This is a genomic window from Lacinutrix himadriensis, assembly GCF_001418105.1.
GTDB classification, from domain to species: Bacteria; Bacteroidota; Bacteroidia; order Flavobacteriales; family Flavobacteriaceae; genus Oceanihabitans; species Oceanihabitans himadriense.
The window spans coordinates 242,565-261,078 of the sequence record NZ_LIQI01000006.1 but is presented as its reverse complement, the minus strand read 5'-3'; the positions used below and the strand labels follow the sequence as shown (position 1 = coordinate 261,078).

Here is an 18,514-nt window from a genome sequence, read left to right as displayed (position 1 = left end):
TGTTTGATTATTTAGAGCCCAAATAAAGCGTTGCTTCACCTAATCCACTAATAGTTAATTTATTTATAATCCCCATATCTTTAAGATAAGCGCTTAAGCCTTTAGCCCAAGTTCTGGCATCCATTCCTCTAACTTTTCCATTTCTCTCATAAGTCATAGGGATTCTAACTTGTTCAAAATTCATCATTGTAGCCTCGGCATCCATAGTTGTGTATGATCCATTTACACAGTTGTCATTTAACCAATTTTCGATTAAAAAGCCTAATTCATCATTTCCAAAATCTTCAGATTCTAAATCGTATTCCCAATCATCCCAAACACGAATTCCCAAATTAACTTCTCTACCTTTATCAAACCATCCATCAAAAGTAGTTTGTAAGCTTGCTAAAAACTTGTCAATTCTAGAACTCACAGCTTCTTCTAATAATAATGGTAATGGACTAGAAAAGTCTGGAGCTCCTGTACCAGAAGTTTCTGCTATTTGTTTCCCTGTATAAGCATCTAGACCTCTTAAGATAAAAGTAACTTGTTTTTCAAGTCCATTATCATTAATTGCCCAACTCATTTCAAGAATGATATCTGCTTTAGCTGTTTTTTTAAGAGCGTCAACAGGTGTTTCAGAAACTTCTGCTCCAGTGTTTTTTGAAGCTCTTAATTCTTGTTCAGCGGCTTTAGCTTCTACTTTCTTTAGTTCTGCAGATAAGTCTTTCGCGCTAAATCCTCTTTCACTTAATAAACCATTAATTTGAGTAATCACTAAGGCCAAATCACTATTACGTTGAAGTGCCATTTGGTACAATGGGATATCTTTAATCACACCTTGATTGTTAATCGTTTGTGTGTATCCGTTTTCAAAGCACCAAGTATCTGCTGGCACTACCATAAGAGTTGGTTTTTTAGCTTGAGAAAACGACACGTTTACCGCTAATAGAGTGATGATTATTACTAATGTTTGTTTTTTTAATTTCATTTTATATTAGTTTTAAAAACCACTATCCAGTGATTTTATAATGTTTTCATTTTCTAGTGTTTTTCTTAAAAGAGCAACGTTTACAGTAACTAATGTGCCAATTCTGTATTCTTTTTTACTTACTTTTATTCTGTCTGTTACACCATCTATTACGTTAACATATTTACTAAAGTTATTAAGGTCTTTTTTGCCTTTACTTTCAAAAAAAACATTAAAAAATTCTTCAAATTCCGTTTCTAAGTTTGGAGACCTTGCTAATGCTGGTTTTTGGGTACACTTGGTACCTTGTGCATTAATTCCTTGAAATATAACAGCATGAACAGCGTTTTTAGAAGCTTGTACTCTGGCAATACTTTCATCTCTTAATATTGAAAAAACTTTAAGTGTGTATACTCCTGCTTTCGCTTCTCCAATACATTCAATATCATAATTCCATTTAGCCGTTTCTGTATCTGCTTTTTTCTTGTTTCTTCTAGATTGGGCATTTGTCGTTCCAACTGTAAAAAATAAGATTGCAATAAAAAGTAATGTCTTTTTCATGATTATTGAATTTGTCTGATTAACATTCCTGAGGCTAAATTCTTTACTTTTCCTTTAAAAAGAGTTTTACCTAATTCTTTTTCTTCATTAGCTCCATAGCGGTTATCCCATATTTGCTTTTTGTCCACTTTAATAGTTGCAATTTTCTTGTATGTTACATCATTAGTTTCGTTGTTCCATATCTCTTCAAGGACCTCAAAGCTTTCGCCTCCTTCTAATCCTTCTTTCATACCTATTTTAGAATAAATTTCACCATCTTCAATTAATATTGGAGACTTGGTTTTAAACACATCATATTTTTTTTGAAGTTTGCTATATACCATATCAATGTTTCGAATGGTAGACAATTCAATAATCTGTTCTTCTGTTCTTTTTTCTTTTAATGAAAACGTAACTAGACTTCTAGCATTTTCTTTTCCAATAAATTCAAAGTTTACATCCAAAGTAGCAAAACTTACATCTTCACCATTTTTTTTAGTCTTAATTAGGTTTGCTAAATCTGCCCAAGATTTGTCTGTCCAATCTAAACGATATAACCATGCTGTAGTCCAAACCGAGTATCCTTCTTTTGTTTTATTATATGCTTTTTCAGAAGCTTTTAGAGCTAAAGTTTTAGCCATAGATGATAATCCATTTGCTACGGCATCAGCAGTTTGTTTAACCGCTAAAGCTATTGGTTCATTAGAAACAAAATTCATTTTTGTAAAAACGACAAAAGTGTTTTTTATTAAATATTTTCCAGAGTTTTTAAGTTCATTAGTTCCTCTATTAGTGGTGTTTGCTTCAGATATTTCTTGCGCACTAGCACTGTAAATTCCTCTATCTTGAATAAGCTTCATTGGGTTATAGTTCTCTTCACCAAAATGATCGAGATTAAACCATTTAGAAACCAATTCAAAAGGAAGTTTTTTTGCTTTAACAAATTTGTCAATTTCATACTGTACTTCTGAGTTATCAGTTACAGCACCAGAAGTAGCATTAGTGGCAGCATCAGATAAAGCGCTACCAATCATTTCATTCGTTTTACTTTTGCTAATACCTAGTTCTTCTCTTTCTTCATCTGTTAGTGTGTATTCAGATCTGTTAAAAGAATTTAATTCAACTCTTTGATCATTATATTTATCAGGGAATGGCCAAGCTTCATAATACTTAGCAACTAAATCTGACTTTTCGAAACTTTCGCCTATCACTAAAACGTTGTGAAGGGAACTTCTCTGGTATTTTTTTTCTTGTATTTTAGTTTTTTGAGCCGATATTCCTTGGATAGCGCATACTAATAGGGATAGAATAATAATGTTTTTTTTGTTTTTCATCTTTGTTGTTTAATTGTTTATAACGTATTTGGATAGGATTAGTTAGGGATTGTTATACTTAGATTTTGCGAAGAACCTATGCAAAGTGAGGTAGAGCAAAATAGCATGGAACAAACGAACAGTTATTTTTGATTTAAGATTAAATTGAAAGTGATTTTATAGCTTGTAAAGCGCTTCATTTTATTGTATTTAAAATATATCATTTGGTGTTTTGGCTTTATTTTGTTGCATAGCAAATTAAAGAGAGTTCATAGGAAATCCCTTACGGTTTCCCGTATTGGACCCGTTTTTAATCAAATGTTTATTTTAGTTTGTTGAAAATCAGGGAAATGTTTTTATAAAGGAACCCGTTTTTTATGTCTCCGTTATAAATATAGTAGCAGATAATTTAGGTTATAGATGGATTAGGCTCGCTTTGCACAAAAAAATATTGCTATATTTCTAGATAATCCATTATCGATAAATAGTTTTGTAAAGATGAAATTAGAGAAAAATATAATAGATGTTGAAGGTATTTGTGAGCATGAATTACTTAATAATTGTCTTTATAGAACTTGAGGTATATCTAAGGTGATATCTTGAAATCTCTAAAAATAAAACAGAAAAAAGAACACTATAATTATCTCAAACAGTATTGCAATAATTAATCTTTTTAATTTAAGCACTAATAAGTGCAGGGACTAGGGGAACAACTTGAACAGCATTTGATTAAAATGTGATAATAGAGTTATGCATACGGTCACTATACATATTGTGTGATTTCTTAAAGGTTTATTCGTTACTATCTTGAAATTTAGAAACCAATAGGTTTAATTGCATTTAGTCTTATTTAATGTAAATCTTAGTAAATATTTTAAATAAAAAAAAGCACAAAATTGTGCTTTTTTTTTATTTAAAAATGTGGTTATTCTTATTCTATAATTCCTCCACAACTTACGCGTCCGCCAGCATTTCCTGTTGGCTGACCATAGTCATCTGCTCCGGCATGAACAATAATTGCTTTTCCTAAAATGTCTTTATTTGGATCTCCACAACCTAAGCACCATTCTTCTGTAGAAAATTCTAAATATGCTCTACCATTTTCTTGTGCAGTTAAATTACCAATATCTCCTTTGTGATATCCAGCGGCATCTCCCCATTTTCCGTGAGGTTGCGCAGTTGGATTCCAATGTCCTCCAGAAGAAGTTCCATCTGCAGCAGAGCAATCTGCTTTTTCATGAATATGCATGGCGTGTGTTGTTCCTGGATCCATTCCTTCAATAATAGCAACCATTCTAATTTTACCATCTTCTTCCGTAAAAGCGATATTACCCTTAACGTTGCTATCGCTTTTGGGTTCCAACTTCATCTTCACCTTTTTAGCGGTCATGGCTTTGGTAGTTTCCGTTTCTTGTTTCACTTCTTTTTTACAACCAACTGTAAAAAGGACACTTAATGCTAGAATAAAAAAACTACTTCTTTTCATTATTAAACGGGTTTTAGATTAAATACTAAAGTTAAAATATATTTAGGTAATAACAAATTATTAAACAGACGGTTTAAATAATTTATTTATCGCGTAAATACGTACTAATAACTATTTCTACATCTTCCCAAGTCTTACTAACACCATCTGCTCCTTTATGTAAATCCAAACAAACTTTATTTAATGTTTCTAAAGCATTTAAAGCATTCCAGTTTTTAAGATCCATGGTAGCTTTCATAGTTACACGTCTTTCTTCGGTAATACTGTAATCTAAAGGTAAGTCTGCAGTAACACCATTCATAGTTATAGCAGCTACATATTTACCATTATTATAGGTGATGATACCTTTTATTAAATCAGGATCTAACATAGCTCCAAAGAAAGAGGCTTTTAATTTAGCGTCTCTAGTATCATCTTTTGTAAATAAACTACTTACAGGAATAGCGAACTCTAAATTATTCAAAGCTTCTTCTGGAGTAGCACCAGATTTGTTTTCAAAATTTAAGGTTGCAAATTCTCCTCCAACAGGTACTTTGTCTGTTGTTTTAAATGCAGTCCATTTTACAGAGGTTCCTTCTGGTTTAATAATAAAAGTGCTAGTTGCTTCCGTAGTTGTTATTGCTGTTGTTTCTGTTTCTTTTTTTTCTTCTTTACAGGAAGTAAATAATAATGCAGTTACTGCTAATATTGTTAAAAGTTTTGTGGTTTTCATGATTATTTTTTAAATGTTTCCGTAAAGTTAAGTAGATAAAAGGGTTCGTGCAAGTACAAGCTAATATCTTAATTATATCCATTTTTATTAATATGATATATGTCATATTTTTTATGGTTTAACCAATGTAATTTTGAAGTATAAATTTTAGGTATGGCAAACGCTTTAATTAGTAAATATAATGTTGCAGGACCTCGTTACACGAGTTATCCTACGGTTCCTTATTGGAATAATGACACTTTCTCATTAAAGAAGTGGAAGGCTTCATTAATACAATCTTTTCAAGAAAGTAATGATGCCGAAGGTGTGAGTTTATACATTCATTTACCATTTTGCGAAAGCTTATGTACCTTTTGTGGTTGTAATAAACGAATTACTAAAAGACACGAAGTAGAATCGCCTTATATCACAGCTGTTTTAAAAGAATGGGAGTTGTATTGTAATCTTTTAGAAACGAAACCAAATATCAAGGAATTACATTTAGGAGGAGGAACACCAACTTTTTTTACACCACAAAATTTAGAGCGATTAATTACAGGTATTGTGCGTAAAGCTACGCTTGCTAAAAATTATGAGTTTAGTTTTGAAGGGCATCCTAACAATACAACCAGAGCGCATTTACAAACGCTTTTTGATTTAGGATTTAAACGAGTAAGTTTTGGAGTGCAAGATTATAATGAAACCGTTCAGAAGGCAATACATAGAATACAACCTTTTGAAAATGTAAAACGAGTTACGGAAACAGCTAGAGAAATTGGCTATACTTCTATAAGTCATGATATTATTTTCGGATTGCCTTTTCAAACCGAAGCGCATGTAGAAGAAACCATTACTAAAACCAAATCATTAAAGCCAGACAGAATTGCTTTTTATAGTTACGCACATGTACCTTGGATTAAAGGAAACGGGCAACGTGGATATAAAGACAGCGATTTACCAACTCCAGAAAGTAAAAGAAACCAATACGAGCTTGGTAAAGAAATGTTGTTTCAAGCTGATTATGTAGAAATTGGGATGGATCATTTTGCATTGCAAACAGATGCCTTATACCAAGCTACAACCAATAAAGAACTGCATAGAAATTTTATGGGATATTCGGCTTCTAAAACGCAGGTTATGATAGGACTTGGAGTTTCTTCTATAAGTGATAGTTGGTACGGTTTTGCACAAAATGTTAAAGGATTAGAAGAATACTACCATTTGATTGAAGAAGATATTATTCCGGTGTATCGCGGACATATTTTAAACGAAGAAGATTTAGTGATTAGAAAACACATTTTAAATCTCATGTGTCAATTGGAAACTTCATGGTCAGCTACAGAAAATTATTTTTCAGAGTTGCCAGATACATTAATAAAATTAAAAGAAATGGAACAAGATGCGCTAGTCGAAATCTTTTCCAATAAAATAAGAATAACAGAAAAAGGAAAACCCTTTGTTAGAAATATTTGTATGGCTTTCGATTTGCTTTTACAACGTAACAAGCCAGAAGCACAACTATTTTCAATGACCATTTAAAACCAAAAAATCATGAAAAAAATTATTGTACCAATAGATTTTTCTGAACATTCAGAATATGCATTAGAAACCGCTGCTTTTTTAGCTAAAAAATATGATGCAGAAATTTTAGCACTACACATGCTAGAACTTTCTAATGCACTTATCTCTAATGCTGAAAATATGCAACAAGAAGAAACTGTTTTCTACTTAAAACTTGCAGAACAAAAGTTTCAAGGTTTTTTAGATAAAGAGTATTTAAAAGATGTTAAGGTAACGCCATTAGTAAAACATTTTAAAGTGTTTAGTGAAGTTAGTGAAGTAGCTAAAGAACACGATGCAGATTTAATAGTAATGGGTTCTCATGGAGCAAGCGGATTAAAAGAAGTACTTGTTGGTTCTAATACAGAAAAAGTAGTAAGACACTCTAATATTCCGGTATTAGTAATTAAACATAATCCTATTTTAACCGATTTTGAAAATGTGATCTTTGCTTCCGATTTTTCTGAAGATGCAATAAAACCATATTTAAATGCAAGTAAAATGTTTGAAGCTTTAGATGCTAAAATGCATTTGGTATATGTAAACCTTCCAGATAATCAATTTAGAAGTTCTACGGAAATAGAAAAACGTGTGGCAGGCTTTTTAAAAGCAGCTGAAGGTAATCTGGATAAAATGAAACAGGTAGCTTACGTAAATGATTATTCTATAGAAAAAGGGGTTTTAAATTATTCTAATATAATAGGAGCAGATTTAGTAGCAGTTGCAACACATGGTAGAAAAGGTTTAGCTCATTTCTTTGAAGGTAGTATTTCTGAAGATATTGCAAACCATTCTACTTTACCAGTGATGACATTTAAAATTTAACAGAAATTAATTTCTAGTATTTTTTCTAGAAAATGAAATTAAAAAATATAAAATTTTCACTTTAAAGAGGTCTTATAGTTAGTTAATTAAATTTTTTAAAGTGAGTAAATAGCCAAACCTAGTTTGGCTATTTTTATGTTTGATTTTAATTAAGACAAATTTATCCTAAATATGATAAATGTCATATTTTAAAAGAATTATTCTAGGTAATTTTGAGGTATTAAATAAACAATTAACTAAAACAGATGAAAACAACACTAAAATTATTGATGGTATTATTTGTAACACTTCTAGTAAGTTGTGGAGGCAAAGAAGAAAAGAAAAAAGAAGGATTCTCTTATCAAAAAAAGGCAACAACAGAAAAAACTACAACGCCTAAAGCAGAAAAAGTTCTAGCATCTAAAAAAATAGATTTATCTAATAAAGGTGTCGGTCCAATTAAATCTGTAACACTTGGAGCAGAGGTAGATCAAGCAATGGCTACACATGGTGCAGATGTTTACAAAAAAATGTGTACAGCTTGTCATAGAGCAGATAAAAAATTTATTGGTCCAGCACCAACAGGTATTTTAGAAAGACGTACTCCAGAATGGGTAATGAATATGATTTTAAATCCAGAGCAAATGGTAAAAGAAGATCCATTAGCAAAAGAGTTATTGATGGAGTTTAATGGTGCACCTATGGCAAACCAACATCTTACAGAAAAAGAAGCAAGAGCTGTTTTAGAATATTTTAGAACCCTTTAATAAATAGTTATGAAACCAATCCAAAACTTCTTACTTGTTTTTGCAACTTTAGCTTTAGTAAGTTCTTGTAAAGACAATAATCAAAGTACTTCTGCCACAGATACCGAAGTGAAAACGGAAGTAACATCACAAAAAACAGGACAAGCTTTTATTGAAGATGACCAAAGTTCTACTGTTTTGAGTATCGCAATGGGATCTAAAGATCATACCACTTTAGTGGCAGCTGTTCAAGCAGCTCAGTTAGAAAATGTTTTAGTAAATGCAGGACCACTAATGGTCTTTGCGCCAACAAACGAAGCTTTTGCAGCATTACCAGAAGGTACGGTTGAAAATTTATTGAAACCAGAAAATAAAGATGCTTTGGCTAATATTTTAAAGTATCATGTAACACCTGGTAATTATTCGAAAGACTTTTTAAAGAAATTTAAAAAACTAGGACAAGCTAATAATGACTATGTAAAAGTGGAAGTTGTAGATGGAGAACCAATGATTGGAGGAGCAAAAATATTAGGAAGTGTAAAAGCTGGAAACGGAATTGTACACATCATTGATAAAGTTTTATTACCTCCAACTGATTAATTAAAACACTAACTAAAAATTTAAAAACAATGAAAAATTTACTAACATCAAGCATTGCAATGTTTGTTATCCTTTTAGGATTTACAAGTTGTAATAATGGGAATAAATCAGGGTCAAAGTCTGGTGCATTAGCAAGTAATATTGCCGAAAAAGTTTATGTTGCTCCAGGAGAGTACGATTCGCATTATGCCTTTTTATCTGGAGGTTATAGTGGTAACGTAACGGTATACGGTTTACCTTCTGGTAGAATGTTTAAAGAAATCCCTGTGTTTTCACAATTTCCAACCTCAGGTTATGGGTATTCAGAAGAAACAAAACCAATGTTAAACACTTCTCATGGATTTATCCCTTGGGGAGATGCGCATCATCCAGATATTTCGCAATCTAAAGGAGAGTTAGATGGTCGTTGGCTATTTATAAATGAAAACAATACACCACGTATTGCAAGACTTAGTCTTACCACATTTGAAACCGAAGAAATTATAGAGGTACCAAATAGTGCAGGTAATCACAGTTCTTCATTTGTAACTGAAAATACAGAGTATGTAGTGGCAGGAACACGTTTTTCTGTTCCAATTCCGCAACGTGATATGCCAATTAAAGATTATAAAGGAAACTTTCAAGGTGCCTTATCTTTTATTAGTGTAGCACCAGAAACAGGAAACATGGATATTAAATTCCAAGTTTTAATGCCAGGATTTAACTACGATTTATCACATCCAGGACGTGGGAAATCTCATGGTTGGTTCTTCTTTACAACATATAATACAGAAGAGGCTAACACGCTTTTAGAGGTGAATGCTTCACAAAATGATAAAGATTTTATTGCAGCTATTAATTGGAAAAAAATTGAAGAATATGTAAATAATGGAGGTGGAACTATGATGCCTGCTAATTATGCACATAATGTATATGATGAGCATACACATACCGCAACTTCTACTATGAAGAAAGAAGTTCGTGTTGTAAATCCAATAGAAGTTCCTGGAGCTGTTTATTTTATTCCAACACCAAAATCACCTCACGGTTGTGATGTAGATCCTTCTGGAGAATATATTGTAGGTAATGGTAAGCTATCGGCTAATTTAACGGTGCATTCGTTTACAAAAATGTTAGATGCTATTGAAAACAAAAAGTTTGCTGGTGAAGCGTACGGAATTCCAATTTTAAATTTCGAAGATGTTTTAGCTGGAGTTGTAGAACAACCAGGATTAGGACCATTACATACAGAGTTTGATGGAAAAGGAAATGCATATACTACATTCTTTATTTCTTCAGAAGTTGTAAAATGGAAATTAGGTACTTGGGAAGTTGTAGATAGAAAACCTACATATTATTCTGTTGGTCACTTAACTATCCCTGGAGGAAATTCAGGAAAACCACAAGGTAAATACATGTTTGCAATGAATAAAATAACAAAAGATCGTTATTTACCAACAGGTCCAGAAATGGAGCACTCTGCACAATTGTATGATATTTCTGGAGATAAGATGGAATTACTTTTAGATTTCCCAACACATGGAGAGCCACATTATGCTGCTGCAATGGAAGCAGGTATTATTAAAGCACAATCTCAAAAAATCTATAAGTTAGCAGATAACAAGCATCCTTATGCTGCTAAATCAGATGCAGACACTAAAGTGGTTAGAGATGGTAAAAATGTACATATCTACTTAACAACTATTAGAAGTCACTTCTCACCAGATAATATTGAAGGTATAAAAGTAGGAGACAAAGTATACTTCCACGTTACTAATTTAGAACAAGATTTTGATGTACCTCATGGATTTGCGGTAATAGGTCAAAACAATTCAGAATTACTAGTTATGCCAGGACAAACAAAAACATCTGTTTGGGAACCAAAACAAGTTGGTGTATGGCCATTTTACTGTACTGATTTCTGTTCTGCATTGCACCAAGAAATGCAAGGTTATATTAGAGTCTCTGCTGCAAATTCAGACACACCAATTAAGTGGTCTCTTGGAGAAGATATTGAATAATTAATAGTAAAAGAATTAGAGAAATTTTGTTTTAGTGTTTATTTCTCTAATTAAGGCGAGAGTTGAATTTTCGCTCTCGCCTTTCTTTTTTTAAACACTTTATTCTGTTTATACAGAAACCTCACTGATTACTCTACATTAAATACAACACATCATGAAAAAGGCTAGCATTATAATGATTATAGGTTCATTACTGTTATTAGGGCTTTTTAAATTTCCGTTATGGAATATTATGCTTGGAGCACCTCAATATCCAGATCCTTTAGGAATGAATATTTATATTGATGGTATTAAAGGCGTGTCCGAATTTGATTTACAAAATATTGACGGATTAAATCACTATATTGGTATGAAAACCATACCAAAAGCAGACGAAATGTGGGAATTCTCCATGTTTCCAAAAGTTATATTTGGCATGGCTATGCTAGGTGTTATTATTGGTCTGTTAGGCTATTTTGAGAAAGTTAGCTATAAATATTTTCTAGGCTGGTTTCTATTTATGTCCGTACTAGGAATTCTAGGGATGTACGACTTTAACAATTGGTTAGTAGATTATGGAGGGAATTTAGATCCACATGCAATCATAAAAGTAACCAATGCTGATGGAACACCAATGTCATATAAACCACCACTTATTGGTTTTAAAAAACTATTAAACTTTGATGTTACTTCTTTGCCTCATACTGGCGGATATCTAATGTTTATAGGGATGTCTTTAACACTTGTTGCTTTTTGGTTAGGACGAAAAACAAGTTTAAATAAAAAAACATAGTAATTTTATATTTTCAAAACACTAAAAAAATGAAAACACTAAAACACTATTCTATTTTCATATTATTTTTAAGTTTTATAAGCTGTAATGTATCTCCTAAACCCATAGAATATGGTAGCGATGGTTGTCATTTTTGTAAAATGACCATCGTAGATAAAGTGCATGCAGCAGAGTTTGTTACCAAAAAAGGTAAAGCTTACAAATTTGATGCAACAGAATGTATGGTTAATTATTTGGACGAGTTTGATACTTCTGAAATAGAATTATACCTAACAAATTATTTTTCAAAACCAGAAACTTTTACAGATGCTACAAAAGCAACGTATTTAATAAGTAAAAAGATTCCTAGTCCAATGGGAGCATTTTTAACCGCTTTTAAAAATCGTTCGGAAGCAGAAAAAATACAAACAGAAAAGGGTGGAGAATTATATTCTTGGACAGAGCTACTAGATCATTTAAAAAACTAGTCTCATGAAAAACCGAATCCTTTTTTTTATAGCCATTTTTATGGCTTGGTCAAGTATTGCTCAAACCATAACTGTTTGCAAAACGTGTACTGTTTCTACAATTCAAAGTGCTATAACGCAAGCCAAAGATTTTGATACCATAATAATTAAAAAAGGAACCTACAAAGAACATGCGATTATAGTGGATAAACCACTGACTATAATTGGTGAAAAATATCCAGTCATTGATGGGGAATTAAAAGGAGAGATAATTACCATAATTTCAGATGATGTAACCGTTGACGGATTATTCATTATAAATGTAGGTACCAGTTATACCGAAGACTATGCTGCTATTCGCGTAAAAAACAGCAAAAATTTTGTGATTCAGAACTTAGTTTTAGAAAAGCTTTTCTTCGGAATTTATATCGAAAAGTCAAGAGATGGTAAAGTCTATCATAATAAGATTATTGGGGATGCCGTGGAAGAATACAATTCCGGAAATGGAATTCAACTTTGGTATAGTAAAAATGTAGAAATTGAACACAATTTTGTGCAACATGTTCGTGACGGAATTTATTTAGAATTCTCTGATGATTGTCTTATTAAGAATAATGTTAGTACTTTAAATGTACGTTACGGATTACATTTTATGTTCTCTAATGACGATATCTACCAAGACAATACTTTTGAAAACAATGGTGCAGGAGTAGCGGTTATGTTTTCCAAACGTATAAAAATGTACAATAACCTTTTTAAAGAAAATTGGGGAACCGCATCGTATGGTATGTTACTTAAAGAAATTAATGATGCCGAAATTATTGGTAATACCTTTGAAGATAACACCATTGGCATCAACATAGAAGGTTCTAATCGAATTATCTATAAACACAATAATTTTTCAAATAATGGTTGGGCAATTAAAGTAAAAGGAGCCTGTTACACCAATACGTTTACCGAAAATAATTTTTTATACAACTCTTTTGATATTGCGTACAATAGTAATGTAAATGATAATATTTTTGATAAGAATTTTTGGTCTAATTACACCGGTTATGATCTCGATAAAAATGGCATAGGAGATATTCCTTTTAGACCAGTAAAACTGTTTTCATATATTGTAAATCGCACACCAGAAACCATTATTTTATTGCGAAGTATGTTTATAGATATTATTGATTTTTCTGAAAAAGTATCCCCAGTATTTACACCAGATGATTTATTAGACAATAATCCACTAATTAAAAAATTAACATGGTAACCATTCAAAATTTACATAAAAAATTCGGCAAAAACCAGGTCTTAAGTGGTGTGGATTTAAACATCAGTGAAGGTGGTATTTTTGCTATTCTAGGACCAAATGGTTCTGGTAAAACCACATTAATTAAATCGGTTTTAGGTATGGTTATTCCCAATAAAGGCGATATCACAGTACTTGGCGAAAACATTAAGAAAAACTCAGAGTATAGACATAAAATTGATTATTTACCGCAAATAGCCAACTTTCCAAGTAATTTGAAAGTGAGGGAATTAATTAAAATGATTAAAGATTTACGTAAACCTACAGACGAAGATCAACGCCTAATAGAATTGTTTCGATTAGAACCTTTTTTAGACAAAAAACTAGGAAACCTTTCTGGAGGAACCAAGCAAAAAGTGAACCTCGTTTTAACCTTTATGTTTAATAGTCCGTTAATTATTTTAGACGAGCCAACAACAGGTTTAGATCCAATTTCGCTAATCCGTTTAAAAGATTTAATCAAAGCCGAAAAAGCCAAAGGAAAAACAATACTTATTACTTCGCACATCATGAGTTTTGTGGAAGAAATATCCGATGAAATAGTATTTATTCTGGAAGGGAAAATTTACTTTAAAGGACCAATATCCGAATTAAAAACCAAGACCAATCAACCCGATTTCGAACATGCAATTGCGTCTATATTAACAGATAATCATGCTTAAAATATTAAAATATAGTTTTTTCGATTTAATGCGTAGTCGTTGGAGTTACGTCTACTTTGCATTCTATTTATTGCTTGGTGTTGTTCTACTATTTTTAAACAACGACTTATCTAAAGCAGTAATTACTTTAATGAATGTTATCATTGTTCTTGTGCCTTTAATAGGAACCATTTTTGGTGTCATGTATTATTATAATTCCCAGGAATTTACAGAGCTCCTTTTAGCACAACCCATAAAAAGATCATCCATATTTTTAGGACAATATCTAGGTGTCGCTTTATCGCTTTCTATGAGCTTAATTCTAGGTTTAGGTATTCCGTTTGTCTTTTATGGTTTGTTTGAAAGTAGTGCCATTTGGGACTTTTCATTGTTACTAATTACAGGAACCTTTTTAACTTTAATATTTACGGCATTAGCTTTTAATATTGCCCTTTCCAACGAAAATAAAATTAAAGGTTTTGGTTATGCTATCTTACTTTGGCTGTTTCTTGCTGTTATTTATGACGGACTATTTTTAATGACATTAATTATGTTCGAAGATTATCCACTAGACAAATTATCCTTAATTGGAACCATGTTAAATCCAATAGATTTATCCAGAACACTTATATTATTAAAGCTAGATATTTCGGCATTGTTAGGATACACAGGAGCTGTTTTTAAACAATTCTTTGGTACAAGTTTCGGACTTGTTGTATCTTTCTTTATGTTAACCGTTTGGGTAATATTACCTGTTTTAAGAATCGTTTTTAAAGCGAAGAAAAAAGACTTTTAAGTCGTCATTATCAATTAAATAATATAAATTATGAAGGTGAAAATTGTAATAATACTTCTTTTAGCATTTGTCTTTGGTTGTAATACCGAAAATAAAAAGGGACAAACTAAAACGAAGGAAACCAAAGAAATTTCATTATTAGATACTTTGCAACTAAGATTGAATCATGGTAACAAATGGCTTGCTAACCCAGAAACCCAAGGAGGCGTTGTAAAAATGAATGCAATGATTGAAGCGTTTAAAACCGAAACAAACAAAGATTACAATGCTTTGGGTAAAAAGCTAGCTAAACAAACCAGTTATATTATTAAAAACTGCAGTATGGTTGGTGAACCTCATGATCAATTGCATGTAGTTTTAGTTCCTATGCTAGATGAAATTTCTAACTTAAAAGAGGCTAAAAATAATACAGAAGGAGAAGCTTCATTAGCAAAACTAGAAGGATTAATTAAAGACTATTTTCTTTATTTTAAATTGTAATTAATTCCTTTTAAGGATGTAATACCAGTATTGGTTTACTTATTTTAGAAAGGTTAATCTTCGTGTTTGCTTTAGAAAATAAGTGTTCAAAAAAACCTTCGTTTTTAACAAATAATGCAAGGAAATCGATGGTGTTTGTTTGCATATAACTAGATAAAGCAAAATCCATTGGTACTTCATTTACTACCTGATAGCTACAATCAAAAAGCGCTAAATTAGATAGGTCTTCTTGTTCTATTTCGGTGTTTTCGGTATTCGGATTCACTCTTAAAACATCCAGGTGTAATTGGTAGGTTTCTATAAATCCTAAGAGATCTGTAAATTGTTTTCCACCAATAGTATCCTGGGGATCTAATGGTAATAATAATTTTTTAATTGGAGTATAAGTATATCCTTCAGGAATGATTAGCGTTTTGCACTGTACTTTTCTAACTACGTTAATCGTATTGCTACCAAAAAGAACTTCTTTAACCCCCGAAGCACCATTGGTTCCCATAACAACAAAATCTATTTTTTGGTTTCTGATAGCCTGATTTATAGCATCAATAAAAACATCGAAATCTATAATCGTTTCAAAACTATAATTCGGATTATTAAATTCGCTTTTTAAATTTTCAACAAGTGCTTGCAGCTTTTCTTTAGGCTCTTTAGTGATAGATTCATAAATACTTTCTTTTGGAGAGTTCATTAAATCATCCGATGTAAAACTTCCTATTTTATGTATATGCATAACATGAAAGGTGCATTTTTCATTTTTAAAAAAGTGCATAGCATAATGTATTGCATTTTCTGAATTAATAGAAAAATCCGATAGTAATAGTATGTTTTTCATGATGTTTAGTATTTATTTTCTAAAGATATTATAAAAATAATTTAAGTAATATGACTTAAATCAGCTTTGTGATTTATTGGTAACTAACTGATTTGCAACCTGAATTATCTAACTTTTATTATGTAATTTGAAGTGTAAAAAATAAAGAGGACAAAAAAGTCCTTATTGTGATATTTATCATGTTTTAAGATTCATCTTTGCTTTAATTTCGCCTAATAAATTAAAACTAACTAATATGAAAACAATACTAAAATTAATGATGCTTATTTTAACACTAACCATGGTTAGTTGCTTTAATAACAAAGAAACAGAATATGCAAATACAGAAGATATTCCTGTGAATAGAGAAATGCTAGCAGAATTAACTTCGCCACCACACGTACCAACTCCAGTGGGAAGACGTAAAGCAAAAAAACTTATCGTTAAAATGGAAATCCTAGAAAAAGTAGGAGAAATGACAGATGGAGTAGAATATATGTATTGGACGTTTGGCGGAACAGTACCTGGTAGCTTTATAAGAACTAGAGTTGGCGATGAGGTAGAGTTTCATTTACAAAATCACCCAGATAATAAACTGCCTCATAATATAGATATGCATGCAGTTACAGGTCCTGGAGGAGGAGCAGAATCTTCTTTTGTAGCTCCCGGACATGAAAAAGTGTTTTCTTTTAAAACTTTAAATCCAGGATTGTATGTGTACCATTGTGCAACTGCTCCAGTAGGAATGCATATTGCTAACGGAATGTATGGACTAATTTTAGTGGAACCAGAAGGCGGTTTACCTCCAGTAGATAAAGAATACTACATCATGCAAGGAGATTTCTATACTAAAGGTGCAAATGGAGAACGTGGTTTACAACCTTTTGATATGCAAAAAGCAGTAGATGAAAAAGCAGATTATGTAGTATTTAATGGTAAAGTTGGTGCACTTACAGGAGATAATGCAATTACTGCAAAAGTAGGAGAAACGGTAAGATTGTTTGTCGGTAATGGCGGACCAGGTCTAGTATCTTCTTTTCATGTTATTGGTGAGATTTTCGACAGAGTACATGTTGAAGGTGGCGATTTAATTAATGAAAATGTACAAACTACTTTGATTCCTGCTGGTGGTGCAGCAATGGTAGAATTTCGTGTCGATGTACCTGGAACTTTTATTATAGTAGATCACTCCATATTTAGAGCCTTTAATAAAGGTGCTTTAGGAATGCTTAAAGTAGAAGGTGAAGAAAACAAGAAAATATATTCTGGGGAAATTAGAGATGATATTTATTTACCAGAAGGTCCTGGAATTCAAAGTATGCCTACGACAGACGAAGTGGTTGCATCAGAAATTCCAGCAAAATCTTTTGAAGAGCAAATGGAATTTGGTAAAAATGCATATATGCAAACCTGTTTTGCTTGTCATCAAGCAGAAGGACAAGGTATTCCAAATGCGTTTCCTCCTTTAGCAAATTCCGATTATTTAAATGCAGATGTAAGTCGTGCTATCGGAATTGTTTTACACGGAAAAACAGGAGAAATCACCGTTAATGGTAAAAAATATAATAGTGTAATGACCAGACAAATGTTATCTACAGATGAAATAGCAAATGTTTTGACTTATGTTTATAACAGTTGGGGAAATAACAAAACCGTTGTGACCAAAGAAATGGTAGATAAAGTTAAAAAAAGTAAATAATTTTTAAAATGATAAAAAGCCAGGCCTTTAGAATTTTGTTTGTTTTGTTAGTGTTTCAAACGATGCTTTATGCACAGTCTGAAGGCATGGTTTCTATTAAAGGTAGTCGGTATTTACCGCTATACGGAAGAGATTCTACAGTAGTTGCGGTTAAAGATTTTGAAATGGATGTATATCCAGTAACCAATTCCGAATATGTAGATTTTATAAAAAAATATCCGAAATGGCAAAAATCGAATGTCATTAGTTTATTTGCAGATAAAGGATATTTAGTGAATTGGAAATCCGATACGGAACTAAAAGATTCTGAAAAACCTAACAGTCCAGTTACTTATGTGTCTTGGTTTGCAGCGAAAGACTATTGCGAATGTCAAGGTAAACGCTTACCAACGATAGATGAATGGGAATATGCTGCAATGGCAGATAAAACCACAAAAGATGCAAGGGTTAAACCCGAATATAATGCCGAAATTCTTGCTTGGTATGAAGCACCAAGAACCAATGAAAATACGATTGGACTCCATCCTGAAAATTTTTGGGGAGTTCATGATTTACATGGTTTGGTTTGGGAATGGACGCTGGATTTTAATTCGGTTTTAATTTCTGGAGAATCGAGAAAAGATGTAGATAAAGACAATAATTTGTTCTGCGGAAGTGCTGCCGTTAATGCTACAGATTTAATGAATTATGCTGCTTTTATGCGCTATGCTATTCGCGGAAGTTTAAAAGCCAAATACTCTATGAAGAATTTAGGGTTTAGATGTGTTAAAGATATACCAAATGAATTTTAAAATTATTGAAGGTAAATTTGAATAGTATTTTCTTTAGATGAGATAGAAAATATAAGCATAGCATTAGTTAAGGTCCTATTTTATATGGA

The 18,514-nt window shown here is 31.9% G+C and carries 19 protein-coding genes; 13 read left to right on the top strand and 6 right to left on the bottom strand.

What is annotated here, in order from left to right; genetic code table 11:
- Nucleotides 1–7: 7 nt before the first annotated feature.
- From AMD28_RS01615 to AMD28_RS01595, 5 genes are all read right to left on the bottom strand, one after another.
- Nucleotides 8–970 carry a DUF6175 family protein gene (locus AMD28_RS01615; protein ID WP_055442412.1) on the bottom strand — a complete coding sequence of 321 codons (963 nt, stop codon included), beginning with the start codon at nt 968–970 and terminating at the stop codon, nt 8–10.
- 12 nt (nt 971–982) lie between these two features.
- Complete coding sequence (locus AMD28_RS01610; RefSeq protein ID WP_055442411.1) at nt 983–1,510, bottom strand: hypothetical protein; 528 nt, start codon at nt 1,508–1,510, stop codon at nt 983–985.
- A 2-nt stretch (nt 1,511–1,512) separates the two neighbouring features.
- Nucleotides 1,513–2,823: a hypothetical protein gene (locus AMD28_RS01605; protein WP_055442410.1), complete on the bottom strand. Its 1,311-nt coding sequence runs from the start codon at nt 2,821–2,823 to the stop codon at nt 1,513–1,515.
- A gap of 910 nt (nt 2,824–3,733) precedes the next feature.
- Nucleotides 3,734–4,288 carry a superoxide dismutase family protein gene (locus tag AMD28_RS01600; protein WP_055442409.1) on the bottom strand — a complete coding sequence of 185 codons (555 nt, stop codon included), beginning with the start codon at nt 4,286–4,288 and terminating at the stop codon, nt 3,734–3,736.
- An 82-nt stretch (nt 4,289–4,370) separates the two neighbouring features.
- The gene (locus tag AMD28_RS01595) at nt 4,371–5,000 is read right to left on the bottom strand and encodes a YceI family protein (protein WP_055442408.1); all 630 of its coding nucleotides are present in this window, start codon (nt 4,998–5,000) and stop codon (nt 4,371–4,373) included.
- A gap of 153 nt (nt 5,001–5,153) precedes the next feature.
- On the opposite strand from AMD28_RS01595, the gene hemN reads away from it, so the two are divergent.
- The 11 genes from hemN to AMD28_RS01540 all read left to right on the top strand — a co-directional run bounded on the left by hemN (nt 5,154) and on the right by AMD28_RS01540 (nt 15,124).
- Complete coding sequence (gene hemN, locus AMD28_RS01590; RefSeq protein WP_055442407.1) at nt 5,154–6,518, top strand: oxygen-independent coproporphyrinogen III oxidase; 1,365 nt, start codon at nt 5,154–5,156, stop codon at nt 6,516–6,518.
- A 12-nt stretch (nt 6,519–6,530) separates the two neighbouring features.
- Nucleotides 6,531–7,364 carry a universal stress protein gene (locus AMD28_RS01585; protein ID WP_055442406.1) on the top strand — a complete coding sequence of 278 codons (834 nt, stop codon included), beginning with the start codon at nt 6,531–6,533 and terminating at the stop codon, nt 7,362–7,364.
- Nucleotides 7,365–7,609: 245 nt separating this feature from the next.
- Nucleotides 7,610–8,110, top strand: a complete 501-nt coding sequence (locus AMD28_RS01580) for a c-type cytochrome (protein WP_055442405.1) — start codon at nt 7,610–7,612, stop codon at nt 8,108–8,110.
- A 9-nt stretch (nt 8,111–8,119) separates the two neighbouring features.
- Nucleotides 8,120–8,689: a fasciclin domain-containing protein gene (locus tag AMD28_RS01575; protein WP_055442404.1), complete on the top strand. Its 570-nt coding sequence runs from the start codon at nt 8,120–8,122 to the stop codon at nt 8,687–8,689.
- Between the two features lie 29 nt (nt 8,690–8,718).
- Nucleotides 8,719–10,689: a Sec-dependent nitrous-oxide reductase gene (nosZ, locus tag AMD28_RS01570; protein WP_055442403.1), complete on the top strand. Its 1,971-nt coding sequence runs from the start codon at nt 8,719–8,721 to the stop codon at nt 10,687–10,689.
- A gap of 154 nt (nt 10,690–10,843) precedes the next feature.
- Nucleotides 10,844–11,461 (top strand): hypothetical protein, encoded by a 618-nt coding sequence (locus AMD28_RS01565; protein WP_055442402.1) that lies wholly within the window; start codon nt 10,844–10,846, stop codon nt 11,459–11,461.
- A gap of 29 nt (nt 11,462–11,490) precedes the next feature.
- Complete coding sequence (locus tag AMD28_RS01560; protein ID WP_055442401.1) at nt 11,491–11,928, top strand: nitrous oxide reductase accessory protein NosL; 438 nt, start codon at nt 11,491–11,493, stop codon at nt 11,926–11,928.
- A gap of 4 nt (nt 11,929–11,932) precedes the next feature.
- The gene (locus AMD28_RS01555) at nt 11,933–13,168 is read left to right on the top strand and encodes a nitrous oxide reductase family maturation protein NosD (protein ID WP_055442400.1); all 1,236 of its coding nucleotides are present in this window, start codon (nt 11,933–11,935) and stop codon (nt 13,166–13,168) included.
- Nucleotides 13,162–13,869 (top strand): ABC transporter ATP-binding protein, encoded by a 708-nt coding sequence (locus AMD28_RS01550; protein ID WP_055442399.1) that lies wholly within the window; start codon nt 13,162–13,164, stop codon nt 13,867–13,869. Before AMD28_RS01555 ends, AMD28_RS01550 begins: the two co-directional genes overlap by 7 nt.
- Nucleotides 13,862–14,644: an ABC transporter permease gene (locus tag AMD28_RS01545; protein ID WP_055442398.1), complete on the top strand. Its 783-nt coding sequence runs from the start codon at nt 13,862–13,864 to the stop codon at nt 14,642–14,644. Before AMD28_RS01550 ends, AMD28_RS01545 begins: the two co-directional genes overlap by 8 nt.
- 30 nt (nt 14,645–14,674) lie before the next feature.
- Entirely contained in the window at nt 14,675–15,124 is a 450-nt protein-coding gene (locus tag AMD28_RS01540; RefSeq protein ID WP_055442397.1) for a hypothetical protein, read from the top strand.
- A gap of 10 nt (nt 15,125–15,134) precedes the next feature.
- On the opposite strand, the gene AMD28_RS01535 is transcribed toward AMD28_RS01540, so the two are convergent.
- Nucleotides 15,135–15,956: a universal stress protein gene (locus AMD28_RS01535; RefSeq protein WP_055442396.1), complete on the bottom strand. Its 822-nt coding sequence runs from the start codon at nt 15,954–15,956 to the stop codon at nt 15,135–15,137.
- A gap of 235 nt (nt 15,957–16,191) precedes the next feature.
- Here AMD28_RS01535 and nirK point away from each other — a divergent pair, with 235 nt between their 5' ends.
- Nucleotides 16,192–17,634, top strand: coding sequence for a copper-containing nitrite reductase (nirK, locus tag AMD28_RS01530; protein ID WP_055442395.1), 1,443 nt, complete (start codon nt 16,192–16,194; stop codon nt 17,632–17,634).
- Nucleotides 17,635–17,642: 8 nt separating this feature from the next.
- Entirely contained in the window at nt 17,643–18,425 is a 783-nt protein-coding gene (locus tag AMD28_RS01525; RefSeq protein ID WP_055442394.1) for a formylglycine-generating enzyme family protein, read from the top strand.
- Nucleotides 18,426–18,514: the final 89 nt, after the last annotated feature.

Excerpts from the sequence above, each read along its gene's own strand:
- nirK (WP_055442395.1), top strand. The coding sequence starts at position 16,192 with ATGAAAACAATACTAAAATTAATGATGCTTATTTTAACACTAACCATG.
- AMD28_RS01535 (WP_055442396.1), bottom strand. The coding sequence starts at position 15,956 with ATGAAAAACATACTATTACTATCGGATTTTTCTATTAATTCAGAAAAT.
- AMD28_RS01610 (WP_055442411.1), bottom strand. The coding sequence starts at position 1,510 with ATGAAAAAGACATTACTTTTTATTGCAATCTTATTTTTTACAGTTGGA.
- hemN (WP_055442407.1), top strand. The coding sequence starts at position 5,154 with ATGGCAAACGCTTTAATTAGTAAATATAATGTTGCAGGACCTCGTTAC.
- AMD28_RS01555 (WP_055442400.1), top strand. The coding sequence starts at position 11,933 with ATGAAAAACCGAATCCTTTTTTTTATAGCCATTTTTATGGCTTGGTCA.
- AMD28_RS01550 (WP_055442399.1), top strand. The coding sequence starts at position 13,162 with ATGGTAACCATTCAAAATTTACATAAAAAATTCGGCAAAAACCAGGTC.
- AMD28_RS01575 (WP_055442404.1), top strand. The coding sequence starts at position 8,120 with ATGAAACCAATCCAAAACTTCTTACTTGTTTTTGCAACTTTAGCTTTA.
- AMD28_RS01605 (WP_055442410.1), bottom strand. The coding sequence starts at position 2,823 with ATGAAAAACAAAAAAAACATTATTATTCTATCCCTATTAGTATGCGCT.
- AMD28_RS01540 (WP_055442397.1), top strand. The coding sequence starts at position 14,675 with ATGAAGGTGAAAATTGTAATAATACTTCTTTTAGCATTTGTCTTTGGT.
- AMD28_RS01565 (WP_055442402.1), top strand. The coding sequence starts at position 10,844 with ATGAAAAAGGCTAGCATTATAATGATTATAGGTTCATTACTGTTATTA.
- AMD28_RS01525 (WP_055442394.1), top strand. The coding sequence starts at position 17,643 with ATGATAAAAAGCCAGGCCTTTAGAATTTTGTTTGTTTTGTTAGTGTTT.
- AMD28_RS01615 (WP_055442412.1), bottom strand. The coding sequence starts at position 970 with ATGAAATTAAAAAAACAAACATTAGTAATAATCATCACTCTATTAGCG.
- AMD28_RS01560 (WP_055442401.1), top strand. The coding sequence starts at position 11,491 with ATGAAAACACTAAAACACTATTCTATTTTCATATTATTTTTAAGTTTT.
- nosZ (WP_055442403.1), top strand. The coding sequence starts at position 8,719 with ATGAAAAATTTACTAACATCAAGCATTGCAATGTTTGTTATCCTTTTA.
- AMD28_RS01545 (WP_055442398.1), top strand. The coding sequence starts at position 13,862 with ATGCTTAAAATATTAAAATATAGTTTTTTCGATTTAATGCGTAGTCGT.
- AMD28_RS01580 (WP_055442405.1), top strand. The coding sequence starts at position 7,610 with ATGAAAACAACACTAAAATTATTGATGGTATTATTTGTAACACTTCTA.
- AMD28_RS01585 (WP_055442406.1), top strand. The coding sequence starts at position 6,531 with ATGAAAAAAATTATTGTACCAATAGATTTTTCTGAACATTCAGAATAT.
- AMD28_RS01600 (WP_055442409.1), bottom strand. The coding sequence starts at position 4,288 with ATGAAAAGAAGTAGTTTTTTTATTCTAGCATTAAGTGTCCTTTTTACA.
- AMD28_RS01595 (WP_055442408.1), bottom strand. The coding sequence starts at position 5,000 with ATGAAAACCACAAAACTTTTAACAATATTAGCAGTAACTGCATTATTA.